Origin of the sequence: Chryseobacterium flavum, assembly GCF_003385595.1 — a bacterium.
Classification (GTDB): Bacteria; Bacteroidota; Bacteroidia; order Flavobacteriales; family Weeksellaceae; genus Chryseobacterium; species Chryseobacterium flavum.
On record NZ_QNUE01000010.1, the window covers coordinates 107,308 to 125,055 of the forward strand.

17 protein-coding genes are annotated in these 17,748 nt (G+C 37.2%); 15 read left to right on the plus strand and 2 right to left on the minus strand.

Going from position 1 to position 17,748, the window contains the following annotated elements; genetic code table 11:
* The first annotated feature begins 27 nt into the window (after nt 1-27).
* The 12 genes from DRF59_RS13505 to DRF59_RS13560 all read left to right on the plus strand — a co-directional run bounded on the left by DRF59_RS13505 (nt 28) and on the right by DRF59_RS13560 (nt 14,483).
* A complete protein-coding gene (locus DRF59_RS13505; protein WP_115960995.1) occupies nt 28-810 on the plus strand; it encodes a helix-turn-helix domain-containing protein in 783 nt (260 codons plus the stop codon).
* A 485-nt stretch (nt 811-1,295) separates the two neighbouring features.
* Complete coding sequence (locus DRF59_RS13510; RefSeq protein ID WP_115960998.1) at nt 1,296-1,904, plus strand: hypothetical protein; 609 nt, start codon at nt 1,296-1,298, stop codon at nt 1,902-1,904.
* A 407-nt stretch (nt 1,905-2,311) separates the two neighbouring features.
* Nucleotides 2,312-2,647, plus strand: a complete 336-nt coding sequence (locus DRF59_RS13515) for a hypothetical protein (RefSeq protein WP_115961001.1) — start codon at nt 2,312-2,314, stop codon at nt 2,645-2,647.
* Nucleotides 2,648-2,905: 258 nt separating this feature from the next.
* Nucleotides 2,906-7,243: a CusA/CzcA family heavy metal efflux RND transporter gene (locus tag DRF59_RS13520; RefSeq protein WP_115961004.1), complete on the plus strand. Its 4,338-nt coding sequence runs from the start codon at nt 2,906-2,908 to the stop codon at nt 7,241-7,243.
* Nucleotides 7,244-7,250: 7 nt separating this feature from the next.
* On the plus strand, nt 7,251-8,402 hold the full coding sequence (locus DRF59_RS13525; RefSeq protein ID WP_115961007.1) for an efflux RND transporter periplasmic adaptor subunit: 1,152 nt from the start codon (nt 7,251-7,253) through the stop codon (nt 8,400-8,402).
* A 319-nt stretch (nt 8,403-8,721) separates the two neighbouring features.
* Nucleotides 8,722-10,530 carry a hypothetical protein gene (locus DRF59_RS13530; RefSeq protein WP_115961010.1) on the plus strand — a complete coding sequence of 603 codons (1,809 nt, stop codon included), beginning with the start codon at nt 8,722-8,724 and terminating at the stop codon, nt 10,528-10,530.
* Between the two features lie 160 nt (nt 10,531-10,690).
* Nucleotides 10,691-11,638 carry an aldo/keto reductase gene (locus DRF59_RS13535; protein ID WP_115961126.1) on the plus strand — a complete coding sequence of 316 codons (948 nt, stop codon included), beginning with the start codon at nt 10,691-10,693 and terminating at the stop codon, nt 11,636-11,638.
* 153 nt (nt 11,639-11,791) lie between these two features.
* The gene (locus tag DRF59_RS13540; RefSeq protein WP_115961013.1) at nt 11,792-12,118 is read left to right on the plus strand and encodes an ArsR/SmtB family transcription factor; all 327 of its coding nucleotides are present in this window, start codon (nt 11,792-11,794) and stop codon (nt 12,116-12,118) included.
* A gap of 57 nt (nt 12,119-12,175) precedes the next feature.
* On the plus strand, nt 12,176-12,649 hold the full coding sequence (locus DRF59_RS13545) for a DUF6428 family protein (protein ID WP_115961016.1): 474 nt from the start codon (nt 12,176-12,178) through the stop codon (nt 12,647-12,649).
* Nucleotides 12,650-12,673: 24 nt separating this feature from the next.
* Entirely contained in the window at nt 12,674-13,291 is a 618-nt protein-coding gene (locus DRF59_RS13550) for an arsenate-mycothiol transferase ArsC (protein WP_115961019.1), read from the plus strand.
* A gap of 32 nt (nt 13,292-13,323) precedes the next feature.
* Nucleotides 13,324-13,620: a hypothetical protein gene (locus DRF59_RS13555; protein ID WP_115961022.1), complete on the plus strand. Its 297-nt coding sequence runs from the start codon at nt 13,324-13,326 to the stop codon at nt 13,618-13,620.
* A gap of 467 nt (nt 13,621-14,087) precedes the next feature.
* Nucleotides 14,088-14,483, plus strand: a complete 396-nt coding sequence (locus DRF59_RS13560) for a VOC family protein (RefSeq protein ID WP_115961025.1) — start codon at nt 14,088-14,090, stop codon at nt 14,481-14,483.
* A gap of 234 nt (nt 14,484-14,717) precedes the next feature.
* Here DRF59_RS13560 and DRF59_RS13565 read toward each other — a convergent pair whose 3' ends face one another.
* Both DRF59_RS13565 and DRF59_RS13570 read right to left on the minus strand, forming a co-directional pair.
* On the minus strand, nt 14,718-15,500 hold the full coding sequence (locus DRF59_RS13565) for a YdcF family protein (protein WP_115961129.1): 783 nt from the start codon (nt 15,498-15,500) through the stop codon (nt 14,718-14,720).
* Nucleotides 15,501-15,745: 245 nt separating this feature from the next.
* The gene (locus tag DRF59_RS13570) at nt 15,746-15,979 is read right to left on the minus strand and encodes a SymE family type I addiction module toxin (RefSeq protein ID WP_115961028.1); all 234 of its coding nucleotides are present in this window, start codon (nt 15,977-15,979) and stop codon (nt 15,746-15,748) included.
* Nucleotides 15,980-16,129: 150 nt separating this feature from the next.
* Between DRF59_RS13570 and DRF59_RS13575 the strand changes: the two genes are divergently transcribed.
* The 3 genes from DRF59_RS13575 (at nt 16,130) to DRF59_RS13585 (ending at nt 17,682) form a co-directional block, all read left to right on the plus strand.
* The gene (locus tag DRF59_RS13575) at nt 16,130-16,540 is read left to right on the plus strand and encodes a helix-turn-helix transcriptional regulator (RefSeq protein WP_115961031.1); all 411 of its coding nucleotides are present in this window, start codon (nt 16,130-16,132) and stop codon (nt 16,538-16,540) included.
* A 271-nt stretch (nt 16,541-16,811) separates the two neighbouring features.
* On the plus strand, nt 16,812-17,141 hold the full coding sequence (locus DRF59_RS13580; protein ID WP_115961034.1) for an ArsR/SmtB family transcription factor: 330 nt from the start codon (nt 16,812-16,814) through the stop codon (nt 17,139-17,141).
* Nucleotides 17,142-17,223: 82 nt separating this feature from the next.
* A complete protein-coding gene (locus tag DRF59_RS13585; RefSeq protein ID WP_115961037.1) occupies nt 17,224-17,682 on the plus strand; it encodes an SRPBCC family protein in 459 nt (152 codons plus the stop codon).
* The last annotated feature ends 66 nt before the right edge of the window (nt 17,683-17,748 follow it).

A 17,748-nucleotide genomic window follows, 5' to 3' on the forward strand; every position in this document is an offset into this window, starting at 1 on the left:
TTTGCCAAAGTTTTAACCCGAAACGACATGAATACTCAAAATAATATAGAAATTGATGAGCTGGATAAATCTTATTTTGTCTGGTTTGAAAATAACTGGACTCATGATGATGTTCTCCATTACCATGAGAGAGGACAGCTGGTATATGTTGAAAGTGGATTCCAGTATATTACCATTGAAGAAAAGATCTACCTGCTTCCACAAAATCATGCCATCTGGATCCCTTCCCGTGCTTTTCATAAAACCAACTCACATTCGGAAAAAATCAAATTGATGATTATGTTTGCGGATCTACATAAAAAAGACCCTTTTTATCAGGAAGTTAATGTATTTTCCGTACCGCCAGTCTTGAAGGAGATGATAAAATACGCCGAAAGGTGGTCAAAACTTACTGTGAAAAACGACGATGAAACCGTATTCCTTAAAGCACTTTTCAATGAATTGCCTCATTTTGTGGAACATTCCCTGAAACTTCATATCTGTCTCCCCAAAGACAGGCGGTTAAACAAAGTTATAGCGCATCTTCATGATTATTATCGTAATGACATCAAAATCGAAGACCTGGCTGATAGAGCTCACCTGTCTCTGCGTACTCTGGAGCGTATCTTCAAAAAAGAGACAGGGCTAACCCTGACCAAATACCAACAAATACTCCGTATTATCAAAAGTCTGGAACTCCTAAGCTCAGGTAATCTTACAATTTCTGAAACAGCATTTGAAGTAGGATACAAAAGTGTGCAGGCTTATACAAGAAGCTTCCAGTCAGTCATGCAGTTCAGGCCTACTGATTTTATGAAAAATATCAAATAATATTGAATTGAAAAGGGTTTAATTCCATAGACGGAACAACTTTTCCGTATACATTCCGCATTTACATTTAGACACTCAATAATCAATTATTACAGTATTTAAAATAAAAAGGTCTCCAATACTGGAGACCTTAAAAAAACACAAATGATGAAAAAAAATTATTTCGATTCACAAATATAAGCAAAATTTATATTATGCAACACATCGTATGTGTATTTTTTATTAAAAATATTTATTTTAATTAAAAATAGGTAATTCTATAACACTTGCCGATTTTCTTTAGGATTCTCAAATTTGGCTGTACACTCCTTATAAACTACAATTATAATATATTTCATGGTCACTATTCTGGTTTAAAAGACTTGTTCATCATACTTTTTTTATTCTTTTGTTCATAGTAAAACGGATTCAAATACGATTCTTGTGATCCGGCTCATAAAATAAAATCTTAAATTTTCATTTATTTGTTTTAAAACAGACTGTGTATGAAACCAAAACAAATAAAAGGAGTTCCCCGGCAAAAATCCGGAGGATTCCATGACACTGAAAGCAAAAAGCAGTTTGATCAGGCTCTTATTCCGCTGAAATTTGAGATCCTTAAAAATAGATTTTTTTCAATCAATAAATGGAAAAGCTATTGCGGTGAAGCGTTTGCAGCATTTAAACTTTACGATTCTGAAGCTAATCCTGTGGAACGGGAACCCCAGAAAGGAGATTTTATCAGGATCAATATTCCCGGGCCTGGAGAAACAGAAGCAAAAGGATATGACTGGGTAGAAATAACAGATCTTTGTTATTATCAGGATAATATCTCTGAAAGCATCCTTATAACCTGTAAACCATCACGAAATCCTGAAAATAAAAAAAGCAGGCATATTGCTCACTTTTACAGTTCAGGGGCTACTTCTACATTCATCATCCATAAAAGTCCGGACCACTTAAAAGCTGCCGTATACGGACGGAATGAAAAACCTAACTTCAATGCCAAATTCCTAGACATAATAAGAAATCTTTTTATTGCTATTCCCGGAATGTTTGGAGTTGCCAAAATACAATGGAAACAGCTTACTGATAGTCTTTTAGATTTTGATTAAAGCTACTGTATCTTTTTTTGACCTGGATCAAATTTTTGTACTGACTGTTCGGAGACCTTTGCTCCCGATATTTTAAACAAAATTTATAAATAAAACATTAAAAAAGGTCAGATTATTAGTTACTGGCTGTATTATTTCAGGCCTGCCCATTATTATAGCAAGAATTATTCATGGTACAGGTGAAGTTTTTGGTTGCAGACTTTCTGATAAAATGGCGGCTTCCTGTCTTAATATTTCACAGGAAGTCCTGAGCCACTCTGATTTTGTTTACTTGTTATGGATAGCTTTTATTTAAACTATTTTTAAACTATACAAAATTCTCAAAAAATTAATACCAGAGCTCTGTCAGGAAAAATTTAACCCTTATATTTGCATTGATGTTAAAATGGTTCTCCATATTATGCTCAATGATGTATGTACTGGCTACCACCAATGCGGGGGAAGTACTTAAGGTACCTATGTTTGTAGAACACTTTATGGAATATCATGGAAGTCTTTCAGAATTTGTTATGGAACACTATGACAATCACAAAAAAGACTCCGACTGGGATACCGACCAAAAGCTGCCTTTTATCAATCCTCCTATTGTATTGACTGTTCATGCGCAGCTTCCCGAACACAGTTTTCACATTGAAAAACCCAAAGAAATTACAATTCCCCAAAAAAACAGCATCTATCAGGAAAAAGATTTTTCCAATCTTTATCTTTCCCGGATCTTTCAGCCTCCGCGCTTTCTTAGTTGATTTTTAATAGAAAATAAAACACTTTGGATATCTTTTTCAAAGTAATCCTTTTTTAACACATATCAATTAACCTGTTATACACTATAGCTGTGTATGCTTAAACGTAAACCGGATATCTTATATCAATACAAAGAGGCTTTTGATAAAAAGAGATCAGGATTCAGAAAAGTGTGTTATTGCTTTAATGTTTCCGGTTATTTTGTGGAAACAGAGTCTGCATAGCTTTTATTGTATTCCGGGTTATCAATTATTCTTTTTATGCTAAATAAAATTATTGAGTTTTCTGTAAAGAATAAACTCATCATTGCTCTGTTTACAGTGGGGCTCATCCTTTTTGGAATCTATGAGGCCACCAAGCTTCCCATTGATGCCCAACCCGACATTACAAACAACCAGGTGCAGATCATTACCACAGCTCCCTCATATGGTGCAGCTGATATTGAACGGCTGGTCACGTTTCCTATTGAACAGTCAACAAGCAATATCAGCGGAATTACCGAACTCCGGAGCCTGTCCCGGTTCGGGCTTTCTCTGGTAACCGTTGTTTTTGATGATGATACCGATGTATATTGGGCCCGCCAGCAGGTACAGGAACGTTTACAGCTTGTTCAGGACAATATCCCGGCAGGTATCGGAAAACCGGAACTGGGGCCTATTTCTACCGGATTGGGGGAGATTTTCCAATATGTTGTAAGAGCAAAGAAAGGCTACGAAAATGTATATGATGAAACCGAACTCAGAACGATTCAGGACTGGGTGGTGAGACGCCAGCTCTTAGGAACAAAAGGAGTGGCAGATGTCAGCAGTTTTGGAGGAAAGCTTAAACAGTATGAAATAGCCATCAATCCGAACAAGCTCCAGTCATTCAACATCAATATCAATGATGTTTTCTCTGCTCTGGAAAAAAACAACCAGAATACCGGAGGTGCCTATATTGAAAAAAAAGAAACCGTTCTTTTCATCAGAAGTGAGGGCCTTTTGGGGACTACGGAAGATATCGGAAATATTCAGGTGGCAAATACCCGGGAGGGAATTCCGGTACACATTAAGGATGTTGCATCTGTAAAAACCGGTTACGCAACCCGATACGGAGCCATGACCTATAATGATACCGGTGAAGTATCGGGAGCAATTGTATTGATGCTGAAAGGTGAAAATGCCAATAAAGTCATTGCCAATATTAAACAGAAGCTGGAAAAGATCCAGGAGTCGTTGCCGGAAGGGGTGGTTATTGAACCTTTCCTTGACCGTGCTAAAATGGTAAACAACACCATAAGCACTGTAAAGACCAACCTGATGGAAGGTGCTTTGATTGTCGTATTCATCCTTGTTTTATTCCTGGGAAATTTCAGGGCCGGATTATTAGTAGCTTCAGTAATTCCTTTATCCATGTTATTTGCCATCATTATGATGAACATCTTCGGAGTTGGAGGCAATCTTATGAGTCTTGGCGCATTGGATTTCGGGCTTATTGTAGATGGTGCGGTTATTATTGTTGAAGCCGTCTTACATCAGTTAGCCCATAAAAAACACTTTGGCTCCGATAATCAATTGAGTAAAAAAGAAATGGATGACCAGGTTTCGGGATCAGCAACCAAAATGGTAAACAGTGCTGTTTTCGGACAGATTATTATTCTTATCGTTTACCTGCCTATTTTTACCCTCCAGGGGATAGAAGGCAAAATGTTCAAACCGATGGCACAGACGGTTGCATTTGCCCTGATTGGAGCTTTTATCCTTTCTCTTACTTATATTCCAATGATGAGTGCTCTTGTCCTGAGCAGGAAGAAAAAAGAAAAAGATACCATTTCAGACCGGGTAATGGCTAAAGTAGAAACAATCCACCAGAAACTTCTTATAAAAGCCCTGGCATACAGAAAAACGATTATTTCCGGGGTATTGATTCTTTTCGCAGGAGCTGTCTTTATCCTATCCGGAATGGGCGGAGAGTTTATCCCCTCTCTGGAAGAAGGTGATTTTGCCGTTGAAATGAGAATCCTCCAGGGGAGTAATATCAATGAAACAAAGAAAGCTACTACCCGGGCAGCCCATATTCTTTTGACAGATTTTCCTGAAGTAGAAAAGGTCGTAATGAAGATTGGTAGTGCGGAAATTCCTACAGAACCTATGCCAATGGATTCCGGAGATATGATCATTGTTTTAAAACCTAAGAAAGAATGGACTTCTGCAGAAACATTTTCTGAGCTTTCAGACAAAATGAGTAAGGCATTAAGCGTTATTCCCGGACTGACAACCAGTTTCCAGTTTCCCGTACAAATGCGTTTCAATGAGCTGATGACCGGAGCAAGACAGGATGTAGTATGTAAAATTTATGGTGAAGACCTGGATAGTCTGGCTGCCTATGCAAAGAAAATGGGAAGTATCATCAATACGGTAAAAGGTGCGCAGGATCTTTATATTGAACCTGTTGTAGGTGCCCCGCAGGTAGTTATTGATTACAACCGTTCAGAATTATCCCGATACAATATTTCTGTTGCCGATATCAACAGAGTCATCAATATGGCTTTTGCAGGGCAAACAGCAGGAGCCTTATATGAAGGCGAGAAAAAATTTGATATTGTAGTCCGAATGGATAATGAACACAAAAAAGATCTAACCAGCATTCAGAACTTACTTGTTCCTACAGGGTCGGGTGAACAAATCCCGTTATCCCAGCTTGCAAAAGTAGAACTTAAAGACAGCCCTAATCAGATTCAGAGGGAGGATACGAAAAGAAGGATTATTGTTGGTTTCAATGCAAGGGGAAAAGATGTCCAGAGCATCGTGGAAGAATTACAGCTGAAAGAGAAAAAAAATCTCAGACTTTCTCCCGGATACACCATTTCTTATGGAGGGACTTTTGAAAACTTAAACGAGGCAAAAGCCAGACTTGGCATTGCTGTTCCTGTATCCCTGGTGATGATTTTCCTGTTGCTTTTCTTCGCTTTCGGATCGGTGAAACACAGTTTACTGATCTATACAGCTATTCCATTATCTGCAATAGGCGGTATCTATTTTCTTGCATTGAGAGGAATGCCTTTCAGCATCAGTGCAGGGGTAGGATTTATAGCTCTTTTCGGAGTAGCAGTACTTAATGGAATTGTTTTAATATCAGAGTTTAACCGTTTGAAAAATAATGGGATAAAAAATACCAGCAGAATTGTACTTATGGGAACAAAAATCAGGCTTCGCCCTGTTTTAATGACCGCTTTTGTAGCTTCTCTCGGGTTCCTTCCCATGGCATTGAGCAGCGGGGCCGGGGCTGAAGTACAAAGACCTTTGGCTACAGTGGTCATCGGCGGACTGATGCTGGCAACCCTTCTTACCTTATTTGTACTTCCGATCCTCTATGTATTGTTTGAACACTTTAATAAAAATAAAATGAAATTTTCAAAAAGAATAAACGATAAAAAACTGGCTGTTTTCTTACTGATATTTACTTTCGGTAGCTTCCAGGCTCAGGAAAATATTACTTACGAACAGGCTTTGGAAAAAGCATTTCAACAGAACGGAACCCTTAGGAACACAAAGCTGATGTCGGAATATCAGGAAAAGCTGAAAGCCAGCTATCTGGATATTCCCCAGCTGGAAATTTCGGGTGCACTGGGCCAGATCCAGGGAGAAGAAACGGATAATTCATTCGGAGTTTCCCAACGATTCAGCTTTCCGACAGTATATTCAAAAAGGAAGCGGATGCTGGATGCGGAATGGTCTGCAAGTATTATCAATCAGAATCTGACAAAGACACAGCTTACCAAAGAAGTTTCAGATGTTTTCTATAGAATACTGGTCCTTCAGGAGAAGAAAAAGGTACTGGAATATATCAGAGGGCTTTACACTAACTTTGCTGACAAAGCCAGCCTGAGATTAAAGAAGGGGGAGGCCAATATCCTGGAAGAATCAACTGCTGAAATTCAAAAGGAACAGATCAGTGTACAACTGAATACTCTGGAAAATGATCTGAATATTGCCAGCCTTCAGTTTCAGCTGCTTCTTCAGTCCGAAAAACCGTATCAGCCTGTTGCCGGGAAACCTGTTATGGATATTGCACTTCAGATATCTGAAGACATGGTGAAACAACATCCGGAACTTCAGTACCTGCAACAACAGATCAAAATAGGAGAAGCAGAAGTACAGCTGGAGAAAAGCAGACTACTCCCGGAACTGATGGTAGGGTATACGAACCAAAGTATGAAAAATATTAATAACAACCGTTTTAGCTCGGTGCAGGTGGGAGTAGGAATCCCTTTATTCACCAAAGGACAAAAGGCTTTGGCAAAAGCAGCTGAAGCAAAAATTGCAATTTCTGAAAATCAATACCAAAGAAAAGAAATTGAACTTAAAAACAGATTAAGACAGCAACTGGGCAACTATATGAACCAGCAAAGCATCATTGAGAATTATGAGCAGAAGCAGCTTCCTAAATCTGAAACCATCCTAAAGACAGCACAAAAACAAATGGAAGCAGGGGAAATTGATTATCTGGACTGGGTAATATTGGTCAACCAGGCTGTAAAGACAAAAGCCGACTATATTGATCAGCTGGAAAAACTTAATCAGATTGGTTCCGAACTTCATTTCTTAATTTCAAAATAACAGCGTCATGCATTTCAGAAAAATATCAATATACAGCCTTGGTCTGGCTCTTGTCTTAACATCATGTTCAGGAAAAAAAGAAGAGGAAAAGACCGTGTATGAAAATACAAAGTTTGCCAAAAATGATCAGAATACCGTTCATCTTACGGACAAACAGCAGCAAACCATAGGAGTAACCACAGTCACCATTCAGAACAGGAATATGGAAAAGCTGATAAAGCTTAACGGGAAAGCAGAAATTGCACCCTCCCATATCAGTTCAGTTTCCAGTATTATGGGAGGACATATTAAATCCATTCATGTGATCAGTGGGAGCCATTTTAATAAAGGGCAGGTTCTTGCTGTAGTGGAAGATCCGCAATTCATACAGCTTCAGCAGGATTATCTTGTAACCAAAGCCCAGCTTGAAGCAGCAAGGCTAAACTATAACCGTCAGAAAGATCTTAACAGCAGTAAAGCAAGCAGTGATAAAACAATGCAAACAGCACTGGCAGACTATTCTACTTTAAATGCAACATTGCGGGGACTTGAAGAAAAGCTTCAGCTGATCGGAATCAATGTAAAAGGACTCCACACAGGAAACATCAGAAGCAGGATCAACGTCTACGCTCCCTTTACCGGTTTTGTAAGTAAAATCCTGGTCAATAACGGCCAGTATATCAATCCGGCTGATACCTTATTTGAACTGATCAATCCGGCCGGGTTACTTTTAGAATTAAAAGTCTTTGAAAATGATATGAACGATGTAAAACCCGGGCAGGAAATCCTGGTGTATAACAATCAGAATCCTGAACATAAATCCAGCGCTAAAATTATAAGTGTGGTTCCAAGCATAGAAGAGAGAGGCTCTGCTACTGCCATTGCTAAACTTTCTTCTGTAAATTCAGGGTTTGTGAAAGGAATGTATGTGAATGCTGAAGTTAGTATCAGCAGCAGGTATACGCCGGGAGTTCCTAATGAAGCCGTAGTTTCTTTTGAAAATAAGAATTATGTTTTTGAAGACCTTGGAAACTCGGATTATAAAATGATTCCGGTTATCACCGGAACTTCTGATGATCAGTTCACAGAAATCATAAAAGCAGATTTTTTAAAAAACAAAAAAATTGTTCAGAAAGGAGCTTACAGTCTTCTGATGATGCTTAAAAACAAAGCAGAATAATTTTAAATATATTGTATAATCAAAAGATCAGTCGAAAGATTGATCTTTTTGTTTTATACATTGCTTCATAAGATAAAATACAAATATTCATACATACCTGCTTAAGCTAAAATCCCTGCCTCTTTGCTCTCTCCAAACCAACAGTTGAATCACAATTACTTTGCCTTAATTATAAGCACTAAATAAAATGACATTTGACATGTTTTTTTATATTCCAGATATTATTTAATGCATAATTCATTTTAAAATAATATTTTTAGCCAGTGAATAGTTGTAAAGGATTTTTAGGTAAATAAAAAAGAACTTTTATCAGACCTTTATGACAAATAAACCTTTACACAGCTTCCATATTCCGGTTATGGGGCTTGCTTACACCATTGACAGCCCGATCCGTGTGGCTCAATATGGCATTTCATCCGTAATTTCCATTATTGATGATGAGATTCTGGAAAAAATGAAGACTTTCTATAATAAGAAATTCAATCTTGATTATGCAGGAATTTCAACAAAAACGGAAGACTACCGGGCCAAAAGGATCACCGCATATCTGGATATGGTGGATGATATCGTGAATGAGAAATTTGAATCTTTCAAACAGGAAATCAGTAGGAATAAGGAGGCTTTGAAAGACTTTATTGCCATGTTACCGAATACTTCAGATCTGAAAAACAGCATGCTGAATTTCCTTAATCAGAAGGATAGCTGGAGTTCAGGTATTAAAAATTTTATTGAATCCAATTTAAGACCCGGAAACATTGATGTCAACATCATGACAAAGGTTGACAAAGATAATTACAGGAACAATGAACAGCTTCCTGTGATTTATAATGATGCTCATGCTTCATTACGCGGATTTGCTCAAAGCAAGTTATCTTCTTCCATGGTTCTTTCTGCAGGAATGAATCCCAGGCTGTATAGTTATATTGAAGAATTTGATGATTTTTTTCCGGACCGGAACGGGGTACTGAAAAAAAAGATCATTATCAAAGTCAGCGATTTCCGTTCTGCAATGATTCAGGGAAATTTTCTGGCGAAGAAAGGATTATGGGTTTCAGAGTACAGAATAGAATCCGGATTAAACTGCGGGGGACATGCTTTTGCTACAGATGGAATGCTCCTCGGTCCCATTATGGAAGAGTTCAGGCAGAAAAAGAATGAGCTGATCCGGTCTGCTCACGATTTAATGATCAAGGCTTTGGAACAAAAGGGAAGACCTGTTATTTCCACACCCTTAGAAATGAAAATTACAGTACAGGGAGGAGTGGGCACTTCCGAAGAACATGAATTTTTACTCGAACATTATAAGGTAGACAGTGTCGGGTGGGGATCTCCTTTTTTATTGGTTCCTGAGGCAACTTCTGTGGACACTGAAACCCGGAAACTGCTGTTACAATCCACGGAAAAAGACCTGTACCTGAGTAACCTTTCACCTTTGGGAGTTCCATTTAACACCGTAAGGGGAACTTCTAACGACCTGCTGAGAACACAAAAGGAATCCCATGGAAAATATGGCAGTTCGTGTCCTAAAAAATTACTTGCTCTAAGTAAAGAGTTTTCACCTGAAGGAACCTGTACAGCCTCTAAAAAATATCAGGATATTAAATTGAAGGAACTTCATACTGCAAAGGCAATATTGTCTCCAGGAGAATTTGAAAAAAAAAGGTCAGAGATTACTGAAAAAGCCTGTCTTTGTGTAGGTCTTGTAAATGCTGCATACCTCGAACAAAATATTGAAATCAAAGGAGAAAAACAGGGAGTGGTGATTTGCCCGGGCCCTAATATTGCTTTTTTCAACAAGGAAGTTTCCCTTTCGGAAATGGTAAAACATATCTATGGAAATGCCAACGTCCTTCCTGATTCTCAACGTTCTCATATGTTTATCAACGAACTCAAAATGTACATTGATTATCTGAAAAAAGAAATCCCGGATCCATCTGCTCAGGTTACAGCTGCACAGTCGAAAAAATGGAATACGTTCAGAAAAAATTTACTCGAAGGAATTGAATACTATCAGCAGGTATTTCAAACCTCTACATTCTTTAAAAAAGAAACGAAGAAAATACTTTGTCAACTTCAGGAATATAAACTGGAGCTGACCACAATTGAAATACCCCAAGCTGAAAAATAAGATTACTAATAACAAAATAGGTCAGAATAGGCTTTTCATAATAATGAGAGGCCTTCTAATTTATAATAACTATAATACGTATGGCTATTTTAAATCTGATATCCGCTTAAAGATTCTTACCTTAGAAGTATTGTATATTATTATAATAACATCTCATTTTATGGAAAAAAGAAAGATCAAAAACACGGATTTATTTATTGCACCGATTAATTTTGGAGGAAATGTTTTTGGATGGACACTGGACGAAAAACAATCATTTGATATATTAGATCAGTTTACTGGTGCCGGATTTAATTTTGTAGATACCGCAGACACCTATTCATGGTGGGTAAACGGTAGAGGAGGCCAGTCTGAAGAGATTATCGGTAAATGGATGAAAAGCCGCTCCAACCGTAAAGATATTGTATTGGCAACTAAAGTGGGGTCTGAAACTAAAGAGCATGGTTTTGATATCAGTAAAAAACATATTTTACAATCAGTAGATGAGTCTTTACAGAGGTTACAGACTGATCATATTGATATCTACTATACCCATTTTGATGACAATACCACTGCTGTAGAAGAAACCCTTTCCGCTTATGATGAGATCATTAAGGCAGGAAAGGTAAGGTATATTGCCGCATCTAACCTTTCACCGGAACGTTTAAAAGCTTCATTTGATGCAGCCGAAAAAAACAATCTGCCTAAATATGTAGCATTACAGCCTCATTATAACCTGATGGAAAGGGAAGGATTTGAGAAAAATTATGCTCCTTTGGCAGAACAGTTTGATCTTAGTGTATTTCCTTACTGGTCATTGGCCGCCGGATTTCTAACCGGTAAATACCGTAATGAAGAGGATCTTACAAAAAGTGCAAGAGGAGAGGGGGCCAGAAAATATTTAACTCCTAAAGGACTTGAAGTTCTAAAGGCTTTGGATCAGATAAGCGAAAAATATCATGCGCCACAGAGCACCGTTGCTTTAGCCTGGTTACTGGCCAATCCGCTGATCACGGCGCCGATTGTAAGTGCAACCAGCGCTTCACAGCTTGAAACTTTGTTCAAGGCTCCTGAACTTGTTCTGGACCAGGAGGATATTTCACTGCTTAATAAAGCAAGCAATTATTAATCACTAAGCCTGAATAATACAGAAATCTCTGCTCAAATTGAGCAGAGATTTTTATTTCAATAATTGACTCCATAAAAGTTTTTCTTACATTTTATAGTGAAGAATTTCTCTATGTAAAATATATATCGTAATATTGCGATATATATTAAAATCATGGGAGTTACCAAGACCGATCATTTTACTGATGAGCAAAATAGAATAGCAACCATTGCCAAAGCATTGGGGCATCCGGCCAGAGTAGCTATTATTGAGTATCTGCTTAAAGTGAATGCCTGCATATGCGGTGATATTGTTGATGCGCTGCCTTTAGCACAAGCTACAGTTTCCCAACATCTGAAAGAGCTTAAAAATGCGGGCCTGATCAAAGGGAATATAGAAGGTACAGCCATTTGTTATTGTATTGATGAAAAGACATTTGAAATTCTGAAAGACTATTTCTCAAAGATCATTCTGACTGTTGCCGAACAGAAATGCTGTTAAGCATTTTTTTAAAATAAAATATCGCAATATTGCATTTAACCAATAAAACAAAAAAAAATGAAACTATCTGAAATTAAAGAAATTTTACCGGTACTGGAAAATGTTGAATTCCAATTAGAAGACGGAACCTTTGTTCCTGAACATTTCCATGTAACAGAAGTGGGGACGGTTACTAAACATTTCATCGATTGTGGAGGAACTATCCGTAATGAAAAGGTGGTCAACTTCCAGCTCTGGAATGCCAATGACTTTGAGCATCGGCTAAAGCCCGGAAAGCTTTTAAACATTATCAAGCTGTCCGAAGAGAAATTAGGAATTGAAGATGGTGAAATTGAGGTAGAGTATCAGAATACAACCATTGGAAAATACGATCTTGCATTTAACGGGAAGGTTTTTATTCTCAAAAACAAAACCACAGCCTGTCTGGCTCAGGATGCATGCGGTATTCCTGCCGGAAAACAAAAAATAAGCCTGTCAGAGCTTTCTGCCCAAAAAACATCATGCTGTACACCCAATTCAGGATGCTGCTAAAATTTTTATTTAAAGATCAAAAAAATGTATCCTGAATTATCAACCACAATTGCTTTATTAAAATGTACCAGAATAGAAAAGGAGAGAAGGGCTATACTAATGCCGCTGATAGAATATATTCAAAAAAAACTGGAGGCCGGAGAACCTGTAAATATCAATTTTATCTGTACACATAATTCAAGAAGAAGCCATTTGTCGCAAATATGGGCACAGATTGCTGCTGCACACTATGGAGTGCCAGAAGTAACCTGCTATTCAGGAGGTACAGAACAAACTGCCATGTTCCCTAAAATTGTAGAAACATTGAGGGAACAAGGCTGTCAGGTCATAGAATTATCCGATTCTGAAAACCCGGCTTATGCTATAAAGTATGATGAGGATTCACATCCAGTTATCGGCTTTTCCAAAAGATATGATCATCCGTTTAATCCTGTCCATAGTTTTGCTGCTGTAATGACCTGTTCCCAGGCTGATACAGATTGTCCTTTCATTAAAGGAGCAGATACGCGCATTGCTTTGGCTTTTGAAGATCCTAAAATCTCAGATGGCACACCTGAACAATCGGCAATATATAAAGAAAGAAGTTTACAGATCGGCTCAGAAATGTTTTATGTTTTTTCCCAGATACAGATAATGGGATAGATAAGTTAGGAATAATCTCACAAAACGCTAATATGTCAGAAAATTATATTCAATATGCGAGCGGCTATCAAAAAGACAATATTGATGAAAAAGATATAGTAAAAGCTATATCGGACATTCAATTAATGGATGATGAACATGGAACATTTTGGGTTTCAGTTATAACCGATGATGAAAATGTAATTGAAGTAAATAGAGATTTATCGCTTATTGTAATTTTTGAAGGACAACAAACCCAATATCAGGCTAAAGACTGGAAAGAGGTCATAGAACTTTATAATCTGCTATTGAGTGAAAAATTCGATGTAATAACCGAAAGAGTAAATTAATAGTTAGAAAATAAAAATAAATATAAACAATATACAATTTAACATAATATAAATTATAGGAAAAATAATTTACTGAAAAGGGGTAGCCTAATCCATGAGTTTCTGTTATTCTCAAAATTTTCCTGACCAATTTCCTTTAACCATTTCTAAGAGCTCTTTTCTTCTTTATAGCTTTTGCCCGGAAAACATTCCGGGCTTCTGTTATTTCAATAACTTATGTTTTGTTTGCATACGGTTAAAATAACACGCATATCCATAAAAACAGATGCTATAAACCAATCAATTTCAAAAGTCTTAATTTTTATCCGCTGAGCTTCTTCTATAAAATCTCTGTTCCTGCCTGCACAGTTTTTTTTAGCCTGATTTATTTCCTTTATATATTATGTTAAATAGTACAAATCTTGTCACATGACAATTCCTGCTACTGCAAAAAGAAATACCTTTATCATACCAAAAAATAATATAATATGAAACCTAAAATGATCTGGGCCAACCTGGCCGTAGCCAATCTTGAACGAACACAAAAATTCTATACAGAGCTGGGATTCAAGTCCAATAACCCACACAGTTCCAATGAACTGGTAAGCTTTTTTGCAGCCGGAAATGAATTTATCATTCACTTTTTCTTAAAAAGCGTGATAGAAAACAATCTGAAAAGCATACAATTTGGAGACCCTGACAGCTCAAACGAAATTATATTCACCCTATCCGCAGAAAGTAAAAACCAGGTAGATGAATGGGCTCTGGAGGTAAAAAAAGCCGGCGGGACCATTGTCTCAGAACCCGAGAGTTTTGGAGAAAATTATTATGGCTTTGTGTTTGCAGATCCCGATGGGCACAAGTTTAATGTATTTTATATGTAAATTAGATATTGTTGCCTGATATGCCTGTGAGCATTAATTGCCCGTAAATCACCTCTGTTTTCAGTCAGATAGCATAGCCCCTGACTTGAAAAACGCTGTTTATTTGGGACTTTTCTAAATTTTCCGGTAGTTAACTGTATTTATAATTGGGCGGATTGAAAAACTAATAATTCACTAATCAATCCGGACACTGAACTGGGTTAAGAGTTTGGTTCTGTGATAAAATTCAGAATATTATCCATTCATTCCCAAACTATTATACAGCTTTACCTGCCATATTCCCACGATTTCTTTGAGCATAACAAAGGTAAAAGCAGCATTATAGCTGTTGGGAAATACCGTGATTTCGGTATCAATAAAATCTGATGCCTGCGGAACAGGATGTATTCCAAATGTCTGAAACAGCGAAACAGCTCTTTTCATATGAAAACCCGAAGTCACCAGGTATACATTGGAAGGTGCTATCTGTTTCAATATTTGGCTGGAATATTTTGCATTTTCATACGTATTCATGCTTTTATCTTCCTTTATGATATCAGCTTCTGAAGCTCCCATTTTTATAAAACTGTCGCTGAATAATTCCGCTTCACTGGTCTGCCCCCTTCCCTTCCCGGAAATTAATATTTTACAGGGCAGATTATTTTTCCTGTATTCATAATATAACTGGTACGCTGTGACCATTCTGGAATAAGACAATATGTGCGGCTTTTCAATATTGTCAATATCTGTAACGCCACCACCCAGTACCACGATAACGGGATTTTGCGAAGCCATGTTCTTACTTACCTGGGTATTGGCGTAATTTTTCTGAAGGTATGCAGAAGTCAGTTTACCCAGGAAACCATTTCCTATAAAAATACTGAGTAAGACGGCCAATATGCCAATTCCTATCCTCAGGTTTTTACGTTTGTTTTTCCTTTTCAGCAGGATGATGATAACTGCCGCCAGAAATAAAAGGAAATAAGGTTCTGTAAAAAGCTGTAGAATACGGAATAAAAGGTCTAGTAAAAATTTCATCTGATGATATTGATTAATGTTTAGAAACATTGTATTTACAAAGATAAGGGTAATTTTATTGGCAGTATATACTAAAATTTTGTTTTTAAATATCATAAAAAGGCTACTTTTCAGTAACCTTTGATTAATTTCAGCATTTTCAAGAGCTTCCGGCATCTGCACACACCAGTTATTAAATCTCAATAAAAATGAACTACATCCGGAAATTAAGCTGCAATACAAATATCACAAACCAGGAAATTTAATTATGTTACGTCTCCATAATCTTCTTCCCGCTCCAGGATAATCTGGTTCCTGCACACTGTAACCAGCACATGATCTCCCGGCTGAAAACCACACTGCTGTACCCACTTCCCTGTAATCCTTATTTCCGGAAAGAAAACTATTTTTCCATGTGCTCTTGAAAACGATTTAAGGAAAACCGTAATGTTGCGATTGTGAAGCTCATTATCTTTGCTTCGGTTCATTCTTTTTCTCATATCTGTTAATTTCCAGCAAATCACGGAATAAATGGCAGAATACTACAGTTTGGGAAAGGATATTTTATTCAAAACAATGGATATTTTAGAATATAATTTATTTTTAACGGGAGCTTTATTTTTAGGGTTTAAAACTTTATATTTGTTATCATGAGTTACACAGATATGCAAAATAAAAAAATACATCAGGGTAGAAATATAAAGCGTTTCCGCGAAATGCTGGGAATTAAGCAGGAAGCTTTGGCTTTCGAGTTAGGTGATGACTGGAATCAAAAGAAAATCTCTCTTTTAGAGCAAAAAGAAATGGTAGAATCTGATATTCTGACGCAGGTAGCTCAAATTCTGAAAGTCCCGGTTGAAGCGATTGAAAATTTTGATGAGGAGCAAGCAGTGAATATTATTTCTAATACATTCACAAGCAACGACACATCAACTTTGAATGCTATAAATGTACAACCTACTTTCAACCCTCTTGATAAGATGGTAGAGCTGTATGAGCGTATGCTGGAACAGCAGAGGGAGATGATTGAGAAATTAGAAAAGTTAATTGAGAAGAAATAGTCTTCAATCGTATGTAATATTATATCAGAATTATCTAATGAAAATACTTGGCTGAATCGCTTTTAGAGCTCATTACTTCGGTTAGGCCATGCTTTACTCTTCCTAAATTAAAAAATAAATACAATTTTATAGACTAGATCACTGAAACATTAATAAAAATGGAAAATATTGTTCCATTTTTATTAATGTTTATATTTCATCCAATAATTTTCTTCAAAAAATTTGCGTAGCTAAATAACTACACATATATTTGTAGTCAAATAACTACACAATGAATTTAAGAAGAGATGTATTTCAGGCGATAGCAGATCCTACAAGAAGATCCATTTTAATGCTGGTGGCGGCTCAATCTATGACGGCAGGAGCTATTGCATCCAATTTTGATACGGCGAGACCTACCGTTTCCAAGCATATCCAGATCCTTACAGAATGTGAACTCTTAAGATCTGAGCAAAACGGCCGTGAAATCATATACCACCTAAATCCCAATAAAATGAAAGAAATAGCCGATTTTATAGAACCCTTCCGCAAAATGTGGGACGACCGGTTCAATACCCTGGAAAGTGTAATGAAAGCATACCAGAATAAAAGCAATGGTTAGTATTAGATATCAGATGTCAGATTTTTGCGGTTAAGACATCCAACTCATCACTCATAACTCATAACTCATAACTCATTAACCTATGGAACTAAAAACAAAAATCCAGGCCGAAGACGGCAGGCAGGAAATTTTCATTACCCGGGAATTTGACCTTCCGGTAGAACTGCTTTTCAAGGCATATACAGAAGCTGAACTTTTCGAACAATGGATGGGAACCAAAGTGACTAAGTTTGAAAACCAACCCCACGGGAGCTACCGTTTTGAAACCTTAAATCCTCAGGGCGAGGTGGTTTTCAGTGCCAACGGAACCATTCATGACATTGTTCAGAACGAGAAAATTATAAGGACTTTCCAGATGGAAAACACACCTTTTCCGGTTCAGATCGAGTTTTTAGAATTTGAAAAATTAACCGATACTACCAGCAAAATTACCATCCAAACCATTTATAAATCCGTAGATTTCAGAGATCAGCACCTGAAAATGCCATTCGCACAGGGAATCAATATGGCGCATAACCGTTTACAGGAGCTGTTTAATTAGATGTCAGATGTCGGATATTAGACGTCAGATGCCAGACTTTAGACTTAAAATTATGAGAGTGAAAGT